Raw genomic sequence first — 17388 nt, 5'->3', positions numbered from 1 at the left:
GCGCGAGACCTCCGCGGCCGGCTCGACCGGCACCCGGGCCCCGATGGAGGTGCCGCCCGGGCTGCCGCGCACCACTCCCGCCTGCTGCTTCGCAGCGCGTGATTGACAATCGCGTCCCGCGATGGTAGCGCCCCGTCCCGGGGCTTTCGCTCGTGCTGATCTCGTACCCCCCACCGGCCGGCGTCTGCACCCCCCAACCCGGCTGAGGTCTAGGGCGGTCGCTACCGCGACCGTACCGGTCCGTCCCGGACCTACTCCCCCAGAGTGCTTGCCCGCTCGCGCGTGTGCGCGGCACCTGGTCCCGGGGGTCGATCGCGCAGGGCTCCAGGCCCACCGTTTGCGTGATCGTCTCGGGAGAGATCGTTGCCGAGTGAAGAGGGTCGGCTGTGCGGCACTCCGTCTAACGGCGTTACACCGGGGATCAGCCGGCGGGCAGTGCACCGAGCTGCCAAGGGTAGGTGCGGGTGCCAGCGCGTCACGTCGTCCCGTCGCGCTGGCGAGCCCGGGGAAGGGCGCCTCTGTGGAGTTGTCCAGGGGTGGTCAGTTGCCGCGGGCCGCCCGGTGCTGGCGTGCGCGAGCGGACGCGGCCGACTCGATCGCGAGCCATGCGGGGATGGCCACGCGGGCAGGCCGAGGTGCCGGCGCAGCAGGAGGCCGCGTCGGCGTGGGGTCTTCGGGGATGGCTGCGGGGTCGGTCAGGCAGGACGCGCAGGAGCCATCGGTGAGTTGTCCGGGGTGGCCGCACGAGGTGCAGCGGGGGCCGCGGTATTCGCGACGGGCGGTCACAGGGCTGCGATGCCGTCGATGGGTCCGGGCATGACCCGTGGCATGGGGAACTCGGTCTGTCCGGGGACGTGGGGTGCGGGGGCCGGCCTACCGGCGGCGTCCGCGCGGTCGTGGGCGTCCTGGTGGCGCTGGTCGCGGTAGGCCAGGTAGTCCTCGCGGAAGATGCGGTACGTGCGCCTGCCCAGCTTCAGGGCGGGGATCTCCCCGTCCGCAATCCAGCGGTAGACAGTCATGGGCGTGACGCGCAGCTCTTCAGCTACCTCGGCTACGGTCATGTACTGCGGGAGGGGGGATGTGGCCTCGGTCACGATATTTTTCTCCGTCCGCCCGGGTAGCGTCTTTCCGCAAGTGTTTGACCTGCGGTTTTGTCCACCTGCGGGCGTTTTTTCGTTCCAGATGGAAATATCTGGTCCGCGAAAATTTCCGCAGGTCAGAGGGCAACCATCCGAATGTGGAGAAAATCTGTAGACGCTAGGCGCAGAAAATGTCGACTCAGAGAGACCGTGCTACTCTTCACGAAGCAGCTCACCCGTGGGGTTGCCGCTGGTCTTTCTTAGGGCGACTTCAACGTCCCAGCGGCTCAAGACCCCTCGACAAGACGGGTTGGGCCGCCGTGACCCCCGGTGAGTGTCGATCACCGGGGGTCAACTTCTTGCCTCACCATACACCGGGCTGCGCGTTTCGGACGATCGCGCCCGTACACAAGTCTGTGACAGACCAGACCTATTGCCCTATGTATGCATGTACATTATCTCCATGAGGAATCCACTTGCGGACAAGCTACTTAGCTTCGAGCAAACTACGGCGGACGTAAGGGACACGAGCAGAAAAATCGGCACCGCTGCGGAGTCTCAGGCCACCCTGAACATCGCACTGACCGCGGTCGCGGTGACCGCGCTCATCGTGGCCGCGCTGCTGGTGCACGACACGCGGGTGAACGGCCATGGCTGACACCCCCCTTGACCCCAAGGCAGAACGGGCGCGCCGCGCGCACGGACACGTGCTGCTCTTCGAAACGGTCAACGGGCCCGAGGCGCACGGTTCCTGGCTGGCCATCAGCTTGTCGGACGGCTCGTGCGACATGAAGGCGTACCCGACCAAGGTGGACGCGACCCGGTTCCAGCTCCACGAGACGCAGTGTGCGTATCTGTGCCTGACCGGCATACCGACGCTCGGGGAGCTGCGCTTGTTCCTCGACACGTGCGAGGACCTCTACGACGCCGGCCTGAAGCTGGCCGACCCCGCGACCTACTTCAACCCGGAGGCACTCCTGTGAGCGCAGACGAGATCTTCGACCCCGAGATCCACGCGGCGGACAAGGACGGAAACCCGACCCTCAACAAGGACGGGAGCTTCCGCAAGAAGCGCAGCGACGCGGGCACGGGCACGAGCGGGGGCGGCAAGCAGCGGCCGGCCTCGAGGTCCCGGAGCACGAAGACGCCGACGGGTCCCGCGCGCGAGAAGTACCGCAAGGCGGTGGACGATGTCCTGGCGCTGCCGGTCGCTGGTCTGTCGATGGCCGATCCGGTGCTCGGGTTCGCGGCGGCCGAGGTGGCGCCGGCGTGGTCGGACGCGCTGGCGGACCTGGCCGTGGAACAGCCGCGGCTCGCGGCCGTGCTGGAGCGCCTCGGGGGCGTGGGTGCGGTCGGCGGCGTGCTCGGGGTCGGCATCATGACCTTCGTCCAGTTCGGTCACCTCCTGGGCAAGGTGCCGCCGCACATCGCGCAGATGATGGGTGCCAAGAGCCGTGAGGACATCGAGCGGATCCTGGACCAGCGCGGGGCCGCGATGGCCAAGCAGCGGCCGGCGCCGACCGAGCCGCCCGTCCAGCACGAGCGCGGCCAGGTCCCCACGCCCCGGGTGATGGCCCATGTCTGACGAGGTGCAGTACGACACCGAGGTGTCGTCCGAGGACGCGTACGAGGCTGCGCTGGTGCGGTGCGGCCGGACTCAGCACGCGCTGGTGCTGGCCGAGGCGCGGATCATCGCGTGGAAGCGCCGGTACTCGGAGCTGCTGAAGGTGTGCGGCGAGTGGGAGTCCGAGGCGCTGAGGCTGCGGGAGCGGTACGGCGTGGGGGAGCTGGGGGGTGGGGATGGCCAGGACCAGGGCGCCGCGGGCGGCACCGAGCCAGAGCGTGAGGCTGATCGAGCGGCGTAGGTTCCTCTCCTCGGTGTGGGAGTACGGCGCGGGTGAGCACGTGTCGTTCATCGGCCCGACCGGTTCGGGCAAGACGCGCCTTGCGCTCCAGCTCCTCGCGCGGTCCGTGTCGGATGACCTGACCGGGTACATCACGGTCATGAAGGCCAAGGACAAGACCGTGGGCGAGTTCCTGGCCCAGCACGACCGCTGGAAGCGCACGCTCACGTTTCCCCCTCCGCCGCGTGCTCCGGGCATGCCCAAGGTGAACGGGTGGGTGGTGTGGCCGCACCACACGAACGATCCGGCGGCCGACGAGATCCGGCACGAGCGGGTGTTCAAGGAGATGCACAAGCGGCTGTACGTCAAGGGGGACAACATCATCTTCGATGATGAGGTGGTGTCCCTGGTCCGGGAGATGGACATGAAGCGGGACCTCACCCGGATCTGGACCAAGGGCCGGTCCCTGGGGTCGGGTCTGTGGGGGGCGACGCAGCGTCCGGCCATGGTGCCGCTGGAGATGTACGACCAGGCGCAACACCTGTTCCTGGCGAACATCAAGGACAAGCGGTCGCAGGACCGGTTCGGGGAGATCGCGGGTGTGGACCCGGACCTGGTGGTGGACGTGGTGCGGCGCCTGCCCAAGTTCCACTGGCTGTACATCCGGCAGGAGGCGGGGCAGATGTGCGTGGTCGGCCCTTGATCTTTCCCATTTGGTTGCCTTAGGCAACCGAATATGTTTCCCTACTTAACAAACTCTGCCCGCTCGGTCGGGCACTGAGGGAGGAACCCACATGACCATGACCGCGACCGAGGCTCCGGCGCAGTCCAAGAACGGCAAGGGCAAGGAGCAGCAGGTTGTTGCCGCTCGCCCGTTCGTCACCGGGACCCGGACCCTGGAGTCCGAGGTCTACACCCAGACCGTCACGCAGAACACCGCCACCCAGACGCTCCAGCCGTACGAGTTCCAGGTGGACGGGTACCTGTCGGGCGCGCTGATCCGCGTCACCGCGACGACCGCGTCCAACGCCGCGACCGTTGCCTTCCAGGCGGACGGGCCGTTCTCGGTCCTCCAGTCGGTGATCGTGGAGGACATCGGCGGCAAGCAGATCATGGGCCCGCTCACCGGGCACCAACTGCGCGTCCTGAACCAGTTCGGCGGGTTCGTCTTCAACGGCGACCCCCGCGCGAACGGCATCTACACCCTGACCGCGGGCGCCGGCGGCACGGGCGGCTCGTACCGTTTCCAGCTCAGGGTGCCGATCCAGGTGCGGCGGCGCGACGCGATGGGCAGTTTGCCCAACCGGAACGCGTCCGCGACGTTCAAGCTGAAGATCACGATCAACGCGATCAACCAGGTCTACAGCACGGCGCCGACGAACGCGGCCTCCGTCAACGTCCAGGTGCAGCAGCGCGGTTGGGCCACCTCGGACAACCGCGACTACAAGGGCAACGGGGTCTCCCCGACCCCGAACGGCGTCGGGTCGATCCTGTACACCGACGTGGAGACGATCCAGCTCAGCGCGGGCGCCTACAACCAGCGCATGGCCACGTTCGGCGGCCTCCTGCGCGTGCTCATCTTCGAGCTGCGCGACGCGGCCGGTTCCCGCGCGCAGGGTGAGGCGGACTTCCCCTCCCTGTGGGAGACGGAGATCGACAAGGTCAAGGTCTACTCCCGCTCCCCGCTCACGTGGGAGTCGGAGATGAGCGAGGACTACGGGCTGACCGCGGACGCGGACGGCAACACGGCCGCGGCCAAGAACTCGAAGCCCGACGGTGTGTACGTCCTCCACTGGCTGGACGACTTCGGTCTCCAGCCGGGTGCCGAGAACGGGTTCCGGTACCAGCCGATCACCCCGTCCACGGCCGTCCAGCTCTCCGGGGTCATCGGCGGATCGGGTGCGCACACCCTGACGATCACCAAGAACTACATGAGCCCGGTGGGGGACGACCCCCGTCAGCTCACCGGTGGCCGGTAGCACCAGGCCCACGGCCAGGGCGCGCGCGTCCTGGCCCCCTCACCCCGTCTGACCTGGACGAAAGGAAAAAGGATCATGAATCTTCTGATGCCGGACCTCGGCAAGCTCGTGTACCTGGCCATCGGCACGTTCTTCGGCGGCAAGCTGCTCGCCAAGGTCAAGGGCTGATCCGTCGTGGCGCAGAGCGGCGGGCAGATCTCCAGTCTCCACCTGGCCATCGCGGCCGGCGGTGGGGTGCTGCTGTATGCCGCCCTGCGGGACGTCTCGCCCCTCCAGGCCCTCAAGGACGTGACCTCCGGTGCTCCGCCGGCGGTGTCCACCGAGGGCAAGGTGATCACGGGCTCGGGTGGTGAGGCGGACCCGAACTACGTGCCCGGCGGGTACGGCACGACGGACTGGAAGGGCGTCTACAAGAAGTCCAAGATGCCCAAGGCCCTCCAGAAGCCGTCCACGCTCGTGACCGCGGCCAGCGTCTCCCACGGCAACGAGAAGTACTCGCAGGACGAGCGCTGGAAGAAGGGCTACTCCGACTGCGCGTCGTTCGTCGGCAAGAGCCTGCTGGACATCGGGATCGAGCCGCCCGGTGGGTCGACCACCGGCGCCTATCTGGCCTCGGGCCAGTGGGTGAAGGTGGGCAGCCCGCGCATGGGGGACATCGCGGTCAACGCCCGTCACATGGTGCTCTGCACCGACGGTTCCAACGGGATCGGCATGCAGAACAAGCGCCGCAACGTGCAGAGAGACACGCTGGACAACCTCATGGCCAACACCGGGAAGTACGAGATCCGCCGCTACCGGGGGTGGGCGTGATGGCGGCCTCCACCGGGCCCGTGCTCGCGATCGGCGCGATCACGGTCGCCAACCGAACGATCTTCAACGACGAGGCCATGGACTGGAAGGTGCCCATCGGCACCGCCATCGCGGCCGTCCTGTTCGCGGGTGCGGAGCGGGTGGTGGGCAGGGGTGCGGTGCACGTCGCGTACTTGGCCCTGATCACGGTGGTCCTGGCCCGCGTCGACCCCAAGGTCCCAAGCCCCTCGGAGTCTGCACTCCGATGGTTCAACGAAAGGAATTGATCATGACCACCGTCGAGCGGGTGGCCATGGGGATCATCGGCGTGGCCATGGCCACGACGCTGATCCTCCCGGGCCGCCAGACCTCGAAGGTGATCGACTCCGTCAACTACCTGTTCCGCGGGTCCCTGGCTACGGCCATGGCCTCGCCCAAGAGGTGACGGCATGTCGACCAACCTTCGCAACGCAGTGATCTTCGGTGCCGGACTCGCGGTCGGCATGGCCATCGGTAACGCCATGCTGTCGTGGGGCAAGCGTACTCTGAGCTGAGGGAGGGGCCCATGGCCCGCTACTCCGGGAACCTCCTGCGCCTCAACGCGCCGGGCGAACCCAAGATCGCGCCGGGCGAACCGGACCCGGCGCACACCAACCCGTCCGGCCCTGAGGGAGTGCCCGACTTCCGCGCCGACGAGATCAGCGTCTCTCCGGAGATGGGAGCGGAGTACGCCGGCCTCACCCTGGAGGACGGCATCCCGCGCGCCATCGTGGTGGGTCAGCCCTCTCTCGGCTGGAACGCACCCTCCTTGTCCTCGACCCCGGTGGGGTCGGGCGGCACCCCGGCGGGCAGTGCGCCGGCCTGGTCCCAGGGGAATCCGCACAACGCGGACGTCGACACCTCCTGGGCCCGGGCGGCGCGCGGCTCGATCGCGGGCAGTCCGCACGTGGGCGGGGTGGCGGGTGTGCACTCCAGCGGGGACGACACCCTGCCGTACCGGCAGGCGAACCCCGTCGGTGTGGAGGGATCGTCCTTCCTGGAGCGGCTGGTGGGCTTCCCCCGCCAGATCTGGGGGGAGCCGTCGGGCGCCGGGGTGGACAAGTTCATCGCGGGCACCAACAGCTACGCGGCGAACAACCCGGACGGGGACCAGTACGCGGAAGGCCGCGGCGGTGCTCGGGTCCACTACGGGTTCGAGAGCCCGTACTTCGTGAACCAGCCGATGTTCATCGACAAGCCGGCGCAGTTCTATGACCGGCAGACCGCACCGGTCACGGCCCGGGATCCGCTGGTGGGCGGCCGGTACTACAACACCCCGGTCATGGGCCAGCTCGCCGCGAACACGTGGCTGTCGGAGCTGGGCGAGTCGGTCACGCCGACCGGCTACGGGGTGCCCGTGGACGGGGCCATCTGATGCCCGAGGGGGAGTTCATGGGCGGCACGGTGGACGTGCCGGGCGCCGGGAAGATCAAGAAGAAGTACATCTACATCCCGGCGGGCATCGCGGCGGCCTACGTCGCCTACCGCTGGTACGTGGCCTCGCAGGAGGCGCCCGTGGACCCGGGCGCGGACGGCATGTACACCAGCGACGACCTGTCCGAGTACGGGCTGTCCACCTCGGGCGGGGCGACCGAGGTCACCGGGAACAACGGCAGCACGGTGACGGACGGCACCAACCCGAACGCGATCGACGACAACGCCGAGTGGTCGCAGCGCGCGACCGAGCTGCTCACGAACATGGGCTACGACCCTCAGACCGTGGGCAACGCGCTCGGGGAGTTCCTGGCCCGCCGCGCGCTGGACAAGACCGAGGCGGGGATCGCGCGGGCCGCTCTGGCGCAGGTGGGACAGCCCCCGATCGGCGGGCCGTACTCCGTCCAGGAGGAGGCCGCGGTGGGCTCGGGCACCCTGCCGGGCCCGACCAACGTGCGGGCGTGGGGTACGCACTCGGACACGCAGATCGGTGTGCAGTGGGACAAGGTCACCGGGGCCGACTACTACCGGATCTACCAGACCGGGAACACGGAGCCGGTCGGCACGTCGCAGGACACGTTCTGGCAGGGCCGCAACCTGGTCCCCAACCGGTCCTACACCTACTACGTCCGCGCGGTGAACTCGGTCGGCAAGATCGGCAGCAACAGTTCGAACTTCACCGTCAAGACCAAGGCGACCGCGCTCGCCAAGCCGGGCGGCCTGAAGTCGTCCGCGGTCACCCGCAGCAGCTTCCGCGTGAGCTGCACCGCGGTGCGCGGCGCGCAGTTCTACCGCTGGTACGTCAACGGCAAGCCCGAGGGCGCGAGCGACAGCCCGTACCGGGACTTCACCGGGCGTCGCGCGAACACGTCGTACCGGGTGCAGGTCGCGGCCGACACGTCCGGCCAGAACCCCGGCCCCATGTCCGGGGCACTCACCGTCAAGACCAAGAAGTAGGAGGAGGGCGACATGTCGATGAAGCCTGATGCAGAGATTTCGATCGCTCTCGCCACGGGAGTGATGGCCTACGGCGCGTACCAGATGGCGCTGCCGCCGGTGGCCGACATCCGGTCGCTGGAGCCGAACAACAAGGACGTGCAGTCCTCGGAGCGGGTGGCCGCGTGGACCGCGGCCGGTCTCGTCTCCCTGGTCGCGCTGCTCACCAAGAGCCCGGCCGTGTTCACCCTCGGGGGGTCGGTGGTGGTGGCCGCGTCCTGGACCACGCGCCATGCGGACAAGGTGGACTCCCTCTCGGGCAAGGCCGCCTCCCTGATCCCGGCGCCGGCCAAGGGCCCGGAGGGTGTGGTGGGCGACCAGGTCGCCAGCGTGCAGCAGCTCCCGACGACGCCGGTCTACGGCGTAGCGGTCTGAGGCGGACGCGGTGGCGGACAAGTACGGCATCCCCCCGGGCGGGGATGCCTACCCCGGCAAGGTCAAGTACTTCCAGGACAACAAGGCTGAGCTGGAAGACGTCGGCATTGCCGTGGCGGTGGCCGAGGGAGGGTGGCCCGAGGACAAGATCGCCGAGGCTGTCTCGGTGGTCATCGCGGAGTCGGGCCGCCACCCGTTCATCTACAACACCTACAAACAGGGCCATTTCGGTCTGTTCCAGATCAGCCGGAGTGCGTGGCCGGACTTCTTTGCCGGGGGCAAGGAGGACTGGACGGTTCCCACCCGGTCCGCGCAGTACGGCTACAAGATCTACAAGCAGCAGGGGTGGGGGGCGTGGCAGGCGTCCCGGCTCACCCACCTTGCGCGCGGCAAGAAGGCCGCGGCCGACCTCAAGAAGCTCTCCGCGGACAAGCGGGCGGAGTACGCGAAGGTGGTCGGCAAGCCGCTCGGGACGATCGCGGACACCCTCCCGGACAGCGGCATCGGTGACGCTCTGGACGACGCGCTCACCCCCGAATGGGCGGATGACGCGGTGGCGGTGCTCAAGGACGCGTACGAGTCGCTGACGACGCCGGCGTTCTGGATGCGGGTGGCGTACGGCGCCGCCGGCGTCGTCCTCATCGCGGGCGGCCTCTTCCTCATGGTGAAGAACACGGTGGTCACCGGGGCGGTCAAGCAGGTGGCCAAGGCAGTGCCCAAGGGCACGGGAGGGGCGAAGAAATGAACATCACTCCGGACCCGGACGAGATCGTCCAGGAGGAGGCCGAGCCGTACGAGACGCGGCCGGTTGCGGTGTCCGTGTGCGGTCCGACCGAGGTGCGGGAGCTGCCCGCGTCCGGGTACCCCGGCTACAAGACGGACACGGCCACGGCCGCGGTGGCCGTGCGGGTGCTCGCGCTGGAGCCGCGCCGCCAGTACGCGACGCTGATCGCGCAGGATCAGGACGTGTGGATCTCCAGCACGCAGGCCGGTGCGCAGTCGGGGGCCGCGGGCGCGATGCGCATTCCGGCCGTCCTGCCCTACGTCGTGCGGCACACCCATGAGCTGTGGGTGTGCGCGGTCACCGGCAGCACGGCCGTGGGTGTCGAGTCCGTCTACTGGAGCCAGTGATGCCCTCTCCCACCTACGTGCCGCTCATCCGCACCGGCGTCGATGTCGAGTTCGCCGACGTGGCCGTGACCGGCGCCCTCGATGTGACCGGGGCCGCCACGGTCGGCGGGAACCTCACCGTTGCCGGGTACACCGCCCTGGAGGCGGGGCAGGCCGACGCGCAGTTCACCCTCTGGTCCGGGGACAAGGACACCCTCCGCATCGGCACCGCCGGCGGGGGCCTGGCCGTGGCCGAGGGCGCCGGCGCCACCAGCGGCGTGGCCACCCTGGTGGCGGGTGCGGTCACGGTGGCCACCAACAAGGTGGCCGCGAACTCCCGGATCCAGTGCACCGTCCAGTCCCTCGGAACGGTCACCACACCCAAGGCTGTCGGGGTCACCGCCCGGGTGGCCGGCACGTCGTTCACCATCACGTCCGCGGACGCGACGGACACGTCCGTCGTGGCCTGGTTCATCATCTCGCCCACGGCCTGAGCCGTCCTACAGAAGGGGGACCCATGTCCCCGCAGCAGCAGAGAGACCCGGTCCTGGCGCAGCTCGCCACGCTCCAGACCAAGGTGGACGGACTCCGCCGGGAGGTGAAGACGATCGCGGTCACGCAGGACCAGCACGCCAGGAAGATCCAATGGATGAGCGCGGTGGCCCTCCTGGCGGTGGGGGCGATAGGCGGGCCGGACGCCGTGGCCGCGCTCACGGGAGCGGCATGACGACGCCGGCGCCTCAAGTGCTGGACGCGTCCGGGTCGGTGACCCTGGACGCGTCCGGCCACGGCGTGGTCCAGCTGGCCCCTGAGTCGTTCCGGACCTGGCTGGTGACCACCATCAACGTGGCCACGTCGCAGGACCCCACGCAGACCCCCGTCCCGCAGGTGCGGGTGTTCCTGGGGGGCGTTGGCGGACAGCGGGTCGCGCAGTCCTGGATGGGCAACCAGTCGACCGCTACGGGGTCGACGCTGGTGCAGCCCTCCCAGCCGCTCGTGATCGAGTGGGTCAACGGGGTCCCGGGCTCGGTGGCCACGGCGTGGCTGTACGGCACCATGACAATGCGGTAGAGGGGGAGAGTCGTGCAGTTCCAGGACGAACTTGCGGGCGGGATCGTGCTGATCCGGCCCGCGTTGCAGTCTCCGGACTTCCAGCCGGGCACGTCCGGCTGGTGCGTGCGGATCGACGGATCGGCGGAGTTCAACGACATCACGGTGCGCGGGACCCTGGAGTCCGCGAACTACGTGCCCGGGGTGTCCGGCTGGCACCTCGACCAGAACGGGTCAGCGGAGTTCAACGACATCACGATCCGCGGCGGCACGTCGCTCGGGGGTGAGGCGTTCTACTACGACGGCACCCCGGGCCCCGGGACGCTGGTCCTGGCCATCGCAGCAGCGGCCGGCACCGACCCCTACGGCAACGCCTACGAGGACGGGGTGACCGTGCTCGGGTCGACCGGCACGGTCAACATCAACACAGACACGGGTGTCGTCTGGTCCAACAACCTCGGGTCCCTGATCGAGATCATTGCGGGCGGGGCACAGGCCCTCCAGCAGCTCCGGCCCGCGACCGTTCCCGGGGTCACGTGGGCGGACGCTGCCCTGGGGACGAACCTGACCTCCACCCACGGCGCCGACACCCCGTCCCTGTTCCTCCAGTCCCCCAGCACGACCGTGAACACGGCCAAGTCGAGCATCCGGCTGCACGGCGGATCCCCGACCGTCAACGCCAACCGGATTGAGGCCGTCACCCAGGTGTTCGAGATCACCGGTTCGGTGACCGCGGCCAACCTCCAGGGCGGGCAGGCGTCCACCGCGGCACCCGGCGCCGGAGGCGGGGTCACGTCCGTCAACGTCGTGTTCCCGACTCCGTTCCCCAGCACGCCCGCGGTGACGATCGACCCCCGGTCCGCGGCCGACCCCTCCGGCACGGTGATTCGTGGCTATGTCGACAGCGTGACCACAACCGGTTTCACCATCCGCGCGTACCGCTCCACGAACGCGCTCACCAACTGGTCATGGATCGCTTACGCCTGACCTAGTGCACACCGCGTAGACAGGATGCACGCACATGAGTAGGGTCCCGGCCATGGCAACCGAGCCGCAGTACAAGAGCATCCGCGTGTCCGTGGACACGCACCAACGCGTGCACGACCTGGCCGCGCGGCTGGGCAAGAGCGCGGATGAGACCCTGCAATTCCTGCTGGGCGACCACACCGTCCGCATCCCCGCCGGGCCCGTGCTCCAGGACCGTTGGGAGGAGGGCGCACGCAAGGCCGGCCTGCCCCTGGCGGAGTTCGTCGTGGTGTGCGTGGAGGGCTCCATGACGTACGGCGCGCCCCCGTCCGGTCTTCAACTGGTGTTCGAGCACGTACAGGCGCTCACCCGGGCCGCGGGCGTCAAGCCGATCCCTGTCAACGTGAAGCCCACACGGCCCCCCGGCCCGTCCACACGGCGTGCACACCCGTGATCCGGCGCGCGCTCACGGCCGTCCTCGCGGTGGCCAGCACGGCCGTGCTGGTCTACCTCGGGGGCGCCGCCCTCACCCCGGCGCCCTGTGCGCCCCCGACCGATCTGCACCAGGAAAGGACGCCATGACCACCAAGAGCGACGGCACCGAGAACCCCCCGGGCACCGAGGCCGCGACCGAGGTCAAGGAGGAGGCCGCCGAGGTCAAGGAGGAGATCAAGGACACCAAGGAGGAGGCCGCCGAGGCACGCAAGGAGGGGGACACCGACCGGGCGGACCGCCTGGAGGCCAAGGTGACCGGCCTGGAGGGGAAGCTGGACACCCTCCTGGGCAAGATCGATTCCCTGATCAGCCGCCCGTTCCACCCCGCGCCCCAGGAGCGCGCCGACGACGCCGGCGCCACCGAGAGCACGGACAAGAAGGGGGCCGGCGCCGAGTCCATCGACACCTCTGCGGCGGCCGACGACACCCCCAAGCCGCGCCGCCGTACCGCGTCGCGCGGCTGGTTCGGCTCCCGCGTGGACGAGGACTGATCACCATGGCCGATCCGATGAGCTACCCGGAGTTCGCCAAGGCACTGCGGGCCGAGGGCCTGACCGTGGTCGAGGTCAAGACCGAGGGGAAGTCCCCCGCCAGCCACAACCGCAACCACAAGGGGCCCTGGGGGCCCGTGAACGGTGTGATGATCCACCACACCGTGACCAAGGGCAGCGCCAAGACCGTGGAGATCTGCCGCAAGGGCTACGAGGGTCTACCCGGGCCGCTCTGCCACGGCGTGATCACCAAGGACGGCAAGGTGCACCTGGTGGGCTACGGCCGCGCCAACCATGCCGGGCTCGGGGACGACGATGTGCTGCGCGCGGTCGTCGCAGAGACGGCACTGCCCGCGGACAACGAGGCGAACACCGACGGCAACCGGCGCTTCTACGGGTTCGAGTGCGAGAACCTCGGGGACGGCAAGGACCCGTGGCCCGCGGTGCAGCTCGAAGCGATCGAGCGGGCCGCCGCCGCGGTGTGCCGGCACCACGGGTGGAACGAGGGCTCCGTGATCGGGCACCTTGAGTGGCAGCCGGGCAAGATCGACCCCCGCGGGTTCACCATGGCGTCCATGCGCGCCCGGGTGAAGACCCGGCTCACGGGCAAGCCCAAGCCGCCGGCGGACCCCAAGCCCAAGCCCCCGGCCACCAAGCCGCCCGTCGCGACCAGGCCGCCCGGGCTCAAGGACGTGCAGCAGGACGCGCGGCTGGCCCGCCTGGAGGCCGAGGTGGATGCCCTCCAGGCGGATCGGGGGAAGTAGTCGCAACCGTCCCCGTATGGGGGTACGGTGCCGGTACGTCACATCGGTTCCCCCTCCCGCCCGTTGAGGGAACCACCCCGGCCCCCCGCGCCGCCCGAGTTGCTGTACCCCCTGTCAACTCGGTCTGGAGCGGGGGGTTTCGCGTCCCCCGGCCCCTACCAAGACCAGTGAAAACCTGTTAGGTTTATGCGCATGGCCCGCCCTTTCAAAGATCCGGCCGAACGGCTGGACCACCCCATCACGTGCCTGTTCACCGCACAGGAAAAGGCACAGATCGAGCGGACCGCGCAGCGCTTCGGCATCTCCAAGGCCGCCGCCGTACGACTCCTCGTACGCGTCGCTCTGGAGTCCGAAACACCCATCACTCCCAAGTGACCCGAAAGAGGCAGACCTGTGATCGACACTCACATGTCACCCGAACCCAACGACGACGACCAGCCGCCGATGTTCCCGGCCCTCTCCATCCTGGAACGCCAGACCCCCCCCGCCCGTTACGGCCGTGAGCCGTTCTGGCGGGCGCCGGTCACCCCCCCGTCCCGGGACGTCTACATCCCGCACTGGAACTGGATCGGCATCCACGAGATCCCCGCCGACCGCGAGGCCCTCACCCTGGACGCGAACGGCGCCTACCTGGCCGCGATCGGCGCGGTGCAGGTGGCGCACTCCCACCTCAAGGAGACCGGCGGCATCCACCACGGGGAGTACCCCTCCCCCCGCCAGGTGCTCCCCGGGTACTACCGCGTCCGCACGCCGTACTGGGCGTTCTCGGGCACGATCGTCTCGCCCCTGGGGGATTCCTCCCGCACCGAGACGGAAGAGTCCCTGTGGGTGGCCCACCCCACGCTCCAGCTCATGTTGGAGCTGCACGAGCAGGGCGCGCTCGCGGACGTGGTGATCTACGACTCCTGGACCAGCGACGTGCGCACCGACTTCCGCGACTGGTCCGCCACGCTGCGGGAGCTGCGCCTGACCCGTCTCGACGCGATCGACCAGGCGCAGACCGACGCCACCCGCAAGGCGGCCGAGGACCAGTACGACGCGTTCAAGGAGGGCTACTCCGCCGCCCTGTCGATGATGCTCACGGGCGAGAAGTGCCGCACCCGGCGCCCCGACTGGAATCACGCCGTTCTCGCGCACGCGTCCGCCGCGATGTGGCGCAAGGCGTGGCGCTGGACCGAGACCGGCCGGCCCCTCATCTCCATGGGTGCCACCGACGAGATCACCGTGATCGGCGCGGACCTCCCCGAGGTCATGAGCAAGCCCAAGCCCCCCTTCAAGTACGACCCGACCGGACGCCAGCTCGGTGCCCTCAAGCCCAAGCCGAACGCCGCCCCGGTCCGCACCGACCAGCGCGCGCAGGACGTGCCCATGGTCCTGGACACCGACGGGGACGACATCCTGTGACCGTCCTCCTCCTGGCCCTGGCCGCCGTAGCCACCTCGGTGGCCGCGGCGGTCGCGGCCGTCCAGTCACGCGCCGCCACCCGCAGACTGCGCGCCCTGGTCCGCCAGCAGGCCGCCCGCAGCGCACAGGCCGCCACCGACCGCGCCTTCGTCATATGGGCCAACTGGACCATGCTCACGGTCACCGACCGGGACGGCATGATCCAGGCCGCCACTCTCCGCCAGCTCTACACCACCGGCTACTGGGACCGCATCTGGGACAACCCCGTCGCAGTCGCGCTCTGGCACGGAGACCCCGACACCCTGACCGCCTACGCCGACGACGAGGGGAGCGACCGTGCCTGACCTTGCCGCAGCTCTAGATGCCGCCCTCAGCGCACGCTACCCCCGCAACGAGGTACGCACCCCCATCACGCAGCGCCGCGGCCTCCAGGCGCGCATGAACCAGTTGGAGAACCTGTTCACGCCCAAGAAGGGGGACACGGACCGGCGCAGCGCCATAACGCGCGCGGCCGAGGCCGCCGGCATCCCGGTGCGCACCTGGCGCGACTGGCGCGCGGGCAAGGGCCAGTCCGCCCGCAACCTCCGCAAGCTGGAGACGGCACACAACCGGTTGATCACCATCCCCCGCTTCAGGCAGCGCGTGAACAGCACCCCCGCACCCAACCGGGTCAGCGTCACCGCGTCGATCAACTGGAACGGCTACAAGAACCGCACCGAGCACCGGTCGACCACCCTGGAAGGCATGCGACGCGTCATGGTCGCAGTCATCCGCGCGTGGACCACCGCCGGACCCGAGGCCGCCGCAGACACCCTCCAGCGCGGCGCCGCATCGGCCTACAACACCCAGAGCATCGCATTCGAGGGAAACGACGTAGAGGTGGACTTCCCGTGACAGACCGACCCACAGAACCCCACTGCTCTGCCCCCGGGTGCGGGCGCCCCGAGGAGCCCGACCACCTCGGACTCCGCCAGGGCCACCGATTCCGCCAGGTCATGGAAGTGCAGCCGCTCGCGGCCGATGCCACCATGCCCCGCATCGACATGCAGGCCCCCTACTGCTACGCCGCCTACCGCTTCGACCAGACGCCCCCCGAGATGATCTCCTGGGGATCCTGGGACGAAGCCCCCGGCCCGTTCGTGGAGGCGTACCACGCGGCCACCCACCAGGTGAGCTACATCCGCGTGCAGCACCAGTACTACGGGCCCATGAAGGTGAGCATCTGGCAGCGCCGCGCCGATGAGCACTACTCCCAGGCACCGCCGGCCGACGCGTACGCGCTGTACGTCGGCGACCCCAACGACACCATGCGCGCCGAACTGGCGGCACTCCGGGAACGCGCGGACAAGGGCTGCACCCACCCCGCCGGCGAACCGTGCTTCGGCAAGCCGCGCCCCGTCGACGGACCCGGCTGCACACCGACCATCGTGGAGGACTGACATGCCCAAGGAACGCTCCAGCGAGAAGAAGGCCGCGCGCCAGCTGGCCGCCGCCCGCGGCATCCCGTACACCGCAGCACTGCGCCTGCTGCGAGAGCAGCGGGACACCCCGCTCCCCGTGCCCACGGAGGCCGACCTCCTGACCGCCCTACGCGGCAAGGTGGCCGACGACGACCCCCCGCCGGCCGTCGTGCCCACCGAGGAAGAGCCCCCCGGCGCCTACTGCGCCTGTGCCGACCCGGCCTGCCCCACCGCCGACGGGCAGTACTCGCACTGAACATGGAGAGGCCCCGGGGCCGCACAGCCCCGGGGCCTCAAGTGGAGGACCGCGAAAGGCCCTTCACTCCCACGGGTGATCGTACATGACGGGACCCCCGACCTTTGCCCAAAGGTCGGGGGTCCCGTCTCGTAGAACGGCCCCCGACTGGTGAACGTCAGTCGAGGGCCGTCGTGGCGTCCGGCTCAAGGGCGCCCCATCTGCCCGCGCAGCGTACCGCGCTCAGGCCGCCGGCGTCTGGCCCTTGCCCGACTCCTTGGAGCCGTCGTCCTGCTTGCTCGTGGGCACCTTGCGCGCCGGAGTCGTCCCCAGCACCTTGCGCGCCGCGGCCTCCAGGGAGGTCCCCTCCTCCTCCGCCAGAGCCTCCGCCTGCCGCTTCTGCCACTTGTCCATGATGACCTCCGTGTGTCGACCGGATGGTGTGATGAGCCCTCAGGGTACCGGTCACATCGGCCGGTACGCTGGCGCGCGTGGGATATCAGGCTGAGGGTCTACACGTCACGGTGCGGCTTGACCGGCACGCGGGGGAGCGGCAGGCGCTGCACAACGCGCTGTGGTGCGAACTCCAGTGGAGGGTGGAGGGGATCACCATGGAGGGGAAGTACGACACCATCAACGCGGACCAGATGCTGCACGACTGCCAGCTGACTCAGGATGAGTGCGACGCGGTTCGGGCCCGGGTGCGCGCCGACGGCTAGGCCGCGCAGCGGGCCGGCCCCCGCTCGGGGAGCGCAGCGGACCGAGCCCCGGCGCGGGACGCGCCGGCACCCGCAGCTCGCGGACCACCACGGCGTTCGCGGTGTCGCCGCCGTGCAGCAGGGCGTCCAGCGTGTCGCCGAACGGGATGGTCCGGCTGC

At 69.5% G+C, this 17388-nt stretch carries 29 protein-coding genes and 1 pseudogene; 28 read left to right on the top strand and 2 right to left on the bottom strand.

The annotated features are described in order from the left end of the window. Positions 1-782: 782 nt before the first annotated feature. Positions 783-1094, bottom strand: coding sequence for a helix-turn-helix domain-containing protein (locus ACFCY1_RS40315; protein ID WP_375821541.1), 312 nt, complete (start codon positions 1092-1094; stop codon positions 783-785). 448 nt (positions 1095-1542) lie between these two features. Between ACFCY1_RS40315 and ACFCY1_RS40310 the strand changes: the two genes are divergently transcribed. The 27 genes and pseudogenes from ACFCY1_RS40310 (at position 1543) to ACFCY1_RS40180 (ending at position 16531) form a co-directional block, all read left to right on the top strand. Continuing rightward, on the top strand, positions 1543-1737 hold the full coding sequence (locus ACFCY1_RS40310) for a hypothetical protein (RefSeq protein ID WP_375821542.1): 195 nt from the start codon (positions 1543-1545) through the stop codon (positions 1735-1737). After that, positions 1730-2062 carry a hypothetical protein gene (locus tag ACFCY1_RS40305; RefSeq protein WP_375821543.1) on the top strand — a complete coding sequence of 111 codons (333 nt, stop codon included), beginning with the start codon at positions 1730-1732 and terminating at the stop codon, positions 2060-2062. Before ACFCY1_RS40310 ends, ACFCY1_RS40305 begins: the two co-directional genes overlap by 8 nt. Then, positions 2059-2664, top strand: coding sequence for a hypothetical protein (locus ACFCY1_RS40300; protein ID WP_375821544.1), 606 nt, complete (start codon positions 2059-2061; stop codon positions 2662-2664). The genes ACFCY1_RS40305 and ACFCY1_RS40300 overlap by 4 nt, the downstream gene beginning before the upstream one ends. Beyond that, a complete protein-coding gene (locus tag ACFCY1_RS40295) occupies positions 2657-2944 on the top strand; it encodes a hypothetical protein (RefSeq protein WP_375821545.1) in 288 nt (95 codons plus the stop codon). The genes ACFCY1_RS40300 and ACFCY1_RS40295 overlap by 8 nt, the downstream gene beginning before the upstream one ends. Further along, positions 2922-3626, top strand: coding sequence for a hypothetical protein (locus tag ACFCY1_RS40290; RefSeq protein WP_375821546.1), 705 nt, complete (start codon positions 2922-2924; stop codon positions 3624-3626). Before ACFCY1_RS40295 ends, ACFCY1_RS40290 begins: the two co-directional genes overlap by 23 nt. Before the next feature lie 91 nt (positions 3627-3717). Continuing rightward, a complete protein-coding gene (locus ACFCY1_RS40285; RefSeq protein ID WP_375821547.1) occupies positions 3718-4902 on the top strand; it encodes a hypothetical protein in 1185 nt (394 codons plus the stop codon). 174 nt (positions 4903-5076) lie between these two features. Then, entirely contained in the window at positions 5077-5712 is a 636-nt protein-coding gene (locus ACFCY1_RS40280; RefSeq protein ID WP_375821548.1) for a hypothetical protein, read from the top strand. Beyond that, positions 5712-5978, top strand: a complete 267-nt coding sequence (locus tag ACFCY1_RS40275; protein WP_375821549.1) for a hypothetical protein — start codon at positions 5712-5714, stop codon at positions 5976-5978. Before ACFCY1_RS40280 ends, ACFCY1_RS40275 begins: the two co-directional genes overlap by 1 nt. A gap of 2 nt (positions 5979-5980) precedes the next feature. Beyond that, positions 5981-6136, top strand: coding sequence for a hypothetical protein (locus tag ACFCY1_RS40270; RefSeq protein WP_375821550.1), 156 nt, complete (start codon positions 5981-5983; stop codon positions 6134-6136). Between the two features lie 120 nt (positions 6137-6256). Next, a complete protein-coding gene (locus tag ACFCY1_RS40265) occupies positions 6257-7105 on the top strand; it encodes a hypothetical protein (RefSeq protein WP_375821551.1) in 849 nt (282 codons plus the stop codon). Beyond that, the gene (locus ACFCY1_RS40260; protein WP_375821552.1) at positions 7105-8121 is read left to right on the top strand and encodes a fibronectin type III domain-containing protein; all 1017 of its coding nucleotides are present in this window, start codon (positions 7105-7107) and stop codon (positions 8119-8121) included. Before ACFCY1_RS40265 ends, ACFCY1_RS40260 begins: the two co-directional genes overlap by 1 nt. Positions 8122-8139: 18 nt before the next feature. Next, positions 8140-8535 (top strand): hypothetical protein, encoded by a 396-nt coding sequence (locus tag ACFCY1_RS40255; protein WP_375877721.1) that lies wholly within the window; start codon positions 8140-8142, stop codon positions 8533-8535. 10 nt (positions 8536-8545) lie between these two features. Next, positions 8546-9280: a hypothetical protein gene (locus ACFCY1_RS40250; protein WP_375821554.1), complete on the top strand. Its 735-nt coding sequence runs from the start codon at positions 8546-8548 to the stop codon at positions 9278-9280. Next, positions 9277-9666 carry a hypothetical protein gene (locus ACFCY1_RS40245; RefSeq protein ID WP_375821555.1) on the top strand — a complete coding sequence of 130 codons (390 nt, stop codon included), beginning with the start codon at positions 9277-9279 and terminating at the stop codon, positions 9664-9666. Before ACFCY1_RS40250 ends, ACFCY1_RS40245 begins: the two co-directional genes overlap by 4 nt. Then, positions 9666-10139, top strand: coding sequence for a hypothetical protein (locus ACFCY1_RS40240; protein ID WP_375821556.1), 474 nt, complete (start codon positions 9666-9668; stop codon positions 10137-10139). The genes ACFCY1_RS40245 and ACFCY1_RS40240 overlap by 1 nt, the downstream gene beginning before the upstream one ends. A 23-nt stretch (positions 10140-10162) precedes the next feature. After that, entirely contained in the window at positions 10163-10372 is a 210-nt protein-coding gene (locus tag ACFCY1_RS40235) for a hypothetical protein (RefSeq protein ID WP_375821557.1), read from the top strand. Further along, on the top strand, positions 10369-10716 hold the full coding sequence (locus ACFCY1_RS40230) for a hypothetical protein (protein ID WP_375821558.1): 348 nt from the start codon (positions 10369-10371) through the stop codon (positions 10714-10716). Before ACFCY1_RS40235 ends, ACFCY1_RS40230 begins: the two co-directional genes overlap by 4 nt. A gap of 12 nt (positions 10717-10728) precedes the next feature. Then, positions 10729-11682, top strand: a complete 954-nt coding sequence (locus tag ACFCY1_RS40225) for a hypothetical protein (RefSeq protein WP_375821559.1) — start codon at positions 10729-10731, stop codon at positions 11680-11682. 52 nt (positions 11683-11734) lie between these two features. Beyond that, the gene (locus ACFCY1_RS40220) at positions 11735-12115 is read left to right on the top strand and encodes a hypothetical protein (RefSeq protein ID WP_375821560.1); all 381 of its coding nucleotides are present in this window, start codon (positions 11735-11737) and stop codon (positions 12113-12115) included. 124 nt (positions 12116-12239) lie between these two features. Further along, positions 12240-12647, top strand: coding sequence for a hypothetical protein (locus ACFCY1_RS40215; RefSeq protein ID WP_375821561.1), 408 nt, complete (start codon positions 12240-12242; stop codon positions 12645-12647). Positions 12648-12664: 17 nt separating this feature from the next. Next, positions 12665-13249, top strand: a pseudogene (locus ACFCY1_RS40210) (N-acetylmuramoyl-L-alanine amidase); the annotation flags it as partial. A 354-nt stretch (positions 13250-13603) separates the two neighbouring features. Beyond that, positions 13604-13786, top strand: a complete 183-nt coding sequence (locus tag ACFCY1_RS40205; protein WP_375821562.1) for a hypothetical protein — start codon at positions 13604-13606, stop codon at positions 13784-13786. A 33-nt stretch (positions 13787-13819) separates the two neighbouring features. Continuing rightward, complete coding sequence (locus tag ACFCY1_RS40200) at positions 13820-14815, top strand: hypothetical protein (RefSeq protein ID WP_375821563.1); 996 nt, start codon at positions 13820-13822, stop codon at positions 14813-14815. Next, positions 14812-15159, top strand: a complete 348-nt coding sequence (locus ACFCY1_RS40195; RefSeq protein ID WP_375821564.1) for a hypothetical protein — start codon at positions 14812-14814, stop codon at positions 15157-15159. The genes ACFCY1_RS40200 and ACFCY1_RS40195 overlap by 4 nt, the downstream gene beginning before the upstream one ends. Continuing rightward, positions 15152-15709 (top strand): hypothetical protein, encoded by a 558-nt coding sequence (locus ACFCY1_RS40190; protein ID WP_375821565.1) that lies wholly within the window; start codon positions 15152-15154, stop codon positions 15707-15709. The genes ACFCY1_RS40195 and ACFCY1_RS40190 overlap by 8 nt, the downstream gene beginning before the upstream one ends. A gap of 101 nt (positions 15710-15810) precedes the next feature. Next, complete coding sequence (locus ACFCY1_RS40185; RefSeq protein WP_375821566.1) at positions 15811-16254, top strand: hypothetical protein; 444 nt, start codon at positions 15811-15813, stop codon at positions 16252-16254. Between the two features lies 1 nt (position 16255). Next, positions 16256-16531 carry a hypothetical protein gene (locus tag ACFCY1_RS40180; protein ID WP_375821567.1) on the top strand — a complete coding sequence of 92 codons (276 nt, stop codon included), beginning with the start codon at positions 16256-16258 and terminating at the stop codon, positions 16529-16531. Between the two features lie 222 nt (positions 16532-16753). Here the strand turns inward: ACFCY1_RS40180 and ACFCY1_RS40175 are convergent, their stop codons facing one another. Then, the gene (locus ACFCY1_RS40175; protein ID WP_375821568.1) at positions 16754-16924 is read right to left on the bottom strand and encodes a hypothetical protein; all 171 of its coding nucleotides are present in this window, start codon (positions 16922-16924) and stop codon (positions 16754-16756) included. Between the two features lie 77 nt (positions 16925-17001). Between ACFCY1_RS40175 and ACFCY1_RS40170 the strand changes: the two genes are divergently transcribed. Further along, positions 17002-17229, top strand: a complete 228-nt coding sequence (locus tag ACFCY1_RS40170; protein ID WP_375877720.1) for a hypothetical protein — start codon at positions 17002-17004, stop codon at positions 17227-17229. The last annotated feature ends 159 nt before the right edge of the window (positions 17230-17388 follow it).

Source organism: Kitasatospora sp. NPDC056273, from assembly GCF_042268845.1.
In the GTDB taxonomy this organism is placed as follows: Bacteria; Actinomycetota; Actinomycetes; order Streptomycetales; family Streptomycetaceae; genus Kitasatospora.
Note: the sequence above shows the minus strand (reverse complement) of the source record. Positions and strands in the feature narration are given on the sequence as shown.

Excerpts from the sequence above, each read along its gene's own strand:
- ACFCY1_RS40270 (WP_375821550.1), top strand. The coding sequence starts at position 5,981 with ATGACCACCGTCGAGCGGGTGGCCATGGGGATCATCGGCGTGGCCATG.
- ACFCY1_RS40305 (WP_375821543.1), top strand. The coding sequence starts at position 1,730 with ATGGCTGACACCCCCCTTGACCCCAAGGCAGAACGGGCGCGCCGCGCG.
- ACFCY1_RS40175 (WP_375821568.1), bottom strand. The coding sequence starts at position 16,924 with ATGGACAAGTGGCAGAAGCGGCAGGCGGAGGCTCTGGCGGAGGAGGAG.
- ACFCY1_RS40180 (WP_375821567.1), top strand. The coding sequence starts at position 16,256 with ATGCCCAAGGAACGCTCCAGCGAGAAGAAGGCCGCGCGCCAGCTGGCC.
- ACFCY1_RS40260 (WP_375821552.1), top strand. The coding sequence starts at position 7,105 with ATGCCCGAGGGGGAGTTCATGGGCGGCACGGTGGACGTGCCGGGCGCC.
- ACFCY1_RS40265 (WP_375821551.1), top strand. The coding sequence starts at position 6,257 with ATGGCCCGCTACTCCGGGAACCTCCTGCGCCTCAACGCGCCGGGCGAA.
- ACFCY1_RS40235 (WP_375821557.1), top strand. The coding sequence starts at position 10,163 with ATGTCCCCGCAGCAGCAGAGAGACCCGGTCCTGGCGCAGCTCGCCACG.
- ACFCY1_RS40230 (WP_375821558.1), top strand. The coding sequence starts at position 10,369 with ATGACGACGCCGGCGCCTCAAGTGCTGGACGCGTCCGGGTCGGTGACC.
- ACFCY1_RS40295 (WP_375821545.1), top strand. The coding sequence starts at position 2,657 with ATGTCTGACGAGGTGCAGTACGACACCGAGGTGTCGTCCGAGGACGCG.
- ACFCY1_RS40200 (WP_375821563.1), top strand. The coding sequence starts at position 13,820 with ATGTCACCCGAACCCAACGACGACGACCAGCCGCCGATGTTCCCGGCC.
- ACFCY1_RS40285 (WP_375821547.1), top strand. The coding sequence starts at position 3,718 with ATGACCATGACCGCGACCGAGGCTCCGGCGCAGTCCAAGAACGGCAAG.
- ACFCY1_RS40215 (WP_375821561.1), top strand. The coding sequence starts at position 12,240 with ATGACCACCAAGAGCGACGGCACCGAGAACCCCCCGGGCACCGAGGCC.
- ACFCY1_RS40310 (WP_375821542.1), top strand. The coding sequence starts at position 1,543 with ATGAGGAATCCACTTGCGGACAAGCTACTTAGCTTCGAGCAAACTACG.
- ACFCY1_RS40185 (WP_375821566.1), top strand. The coding sequence starts at position 15,811 with ATGGAAGTGCAGCCGCTCGCGGCCGATGCCACCATGCCCCGCATCGAC.
- ACFCY1_RS40255 (WP_375877721.1), top strand. The coding sequence starts at position 8,140 with ATGAAGCCTGATGCAGAGATTTCGATCGCTCTCGCCACGGGAGTGATG.
- ACFCY1_RS40240 (WP_375821556.1), top strand. The coding sequence starts at position 9,666 with ATGCCCTCTCCCACCTACGTGCCGCTCATCCGCACCGGCGTCGATGTC.
- ACFCY1_RS40245 (WP_375821555.1), top strand. The coding sequence starts at position 9,277 with ATGAACATCACTCCGGACCCGGACGAGATCGTCCAGGAGGAGGCCGAG.
- ACFCY1_RS40275 (WP_375821549.1), top strand. The coding sequence starts at position 5,712 with ATGGCGGCCTCCACCGGGCCCGTGCTCGCGATCGGCGCGATCACGGTC.
- ACFCY1_RS40205 (WP_375821562.1), top strand. The coding sequence starts at position 13,604 with ATGGCCCGCCCTTTCAAAGATCCGGCCGAACGGCTGGACCACCCCATC.
- ACFCY1_RS40220 (WP_375821560.1), top strand. The coding sequence starts at position 11,735 with ATGGCAACCGAGCCGCAGTACAAGAGCATCCGCGTGTCCGTGGACACG.